Source organism: Streptomyces sp. NPDC001027, from assembly GCF_040299045.1.
Lineage (GTDB): Bacteria > Actinomycetota > Actinomycetes > Streptomycetales > Streptomycetaceae > Streptomyces.
In genome coordinates this window covers 1-1,269 of record NZ_JBEPBI010000596.1, presented here as the reverse complement: position 1 = coordinate 1,269, position 1,269 = coordinate 1, and the positions used below count along the sequence as shown (strand labels likewise).

The 1,269-nt window shown below is 73.1% G+C and carries 1 protein-coding gene; it reads right to left on the bottom strand.

The genetic code is table 11. The features are described from left to right. Window positions 1-66: 66 nt before the first annotated feature. Window positions 67-987 (bottom strand): SGNH/GDSL hydrolase family protein, encoded by a 921-nt coding sequence (locus tag ABT300_RS44190; protein ID WP_351688864.1) that lies wholly within the window; start codon window positions 985-987, stop codon window positions 67-69. Window positions 988-1,269 lie beyond the last annotated feature (282 nt).

Here is a 1,269-nt window from a genome sequence, read left to right as displayed (position 1 = left end):
GTCCGGGCCCAGCGTCCGGGCCTGCCGGCCGCCCGGGCCCCCGGCCCCTCGGACGGGTCCGGCCGCTCAGCGGCCGCCGTGCCGGTGTGACAGACGCTTGAGCACCGCTCCGGCCATGGCCTCCTCGCCCTTGGCGTTGGGGTGGGCGGGCGCCGCGGGCGAGGCGGGCCGCAGCGGCTCGATCCATCGCTGGTCCGCGGGCTTGCACATGTCGTGGCCGACGGTCGGGCCGTAGGTGTCGACGTACTCCGCGCCGCTCCAGCGCGCGACCAGACGCAGCATCAGGTTGAGGCGCTTGCCCGTGTCACGCAGGTAGCGGAAGTCGCGCGTCGCGAACGGCACCGAGGGTGCGCAGCCGCTGCCGTCGTCGGGCAGCAGGTCCGGGTAGCCGACGACGAGGACGCGGGCATGCGGCGCCCTGTCGTGCACGGCCCGCAGCACCCGGGCGACCTTCGGAGCGGTTCTGGCGATCGCCGCCGTGAGCTCGTCGACGCCCGAGGCGTTGTAGTGACGCTGGCACGGATTGCCCGTGGGGTCCTGCGGGGCCAGCTGGGCGCAGGTGCCGATGATGGAGCTGAAGCCGATGTCGTTGCCGCCGATCTGGACGGAGACGATGTCGCTGTTGCGGCCCACCGCGTCGAGCTGAGGGGCCTTGGCTCCCTGCGGCTTCCACATGTTCTCGGTCGTGGCCCCGCCGCAGCTGACGTCGTTCAGGACGGCCGCCCGCAGCCGACCGGTTACGAGGGACGGGTAGTTGTGATCGGAGCGGGCGCAGTAGGCGTCCACCTGCCGGGGAATGAGAGGGCCGGAGGTGTAGGAGTCGCCGAGCGCGACGTATCGCGTCGTCCCTCCGCCTCCGCCTCCGCCGTGCGCCGCGACGGGTGCCGCTGAGGCGGCCACCAGGGCGCAACTGCCCAGCGCCGCGAGCAAGGTGACGCCCTTTCTGCCCCGACCGGCCGTTCTCCGCGTCCGCACATCGTGCTGCATCGAGTCTCCCCCTCGTCACCGAGCCGACCGGCGACGCCGTTCCGGACGGTCGGCGTTCCGTTCGACCAGGCTTGTATACCGCCGAGTAGGCCATGGGTGCCAGCACCGGGGACCAACCTTTCACCGCCGGACGCCGAGGAGGCTCTGGCACCCCGGCGCCGTGGACGGCGTCACGCATGTGACGGTGCGTCACGCCGACGAGGCCCCGGTCGCGGGAACGCCGCGGACGGGGCCTCTCCGTGTCAACCGCCCCAGAAGGGGCCGGCCGCCGTCAGTTCCGGT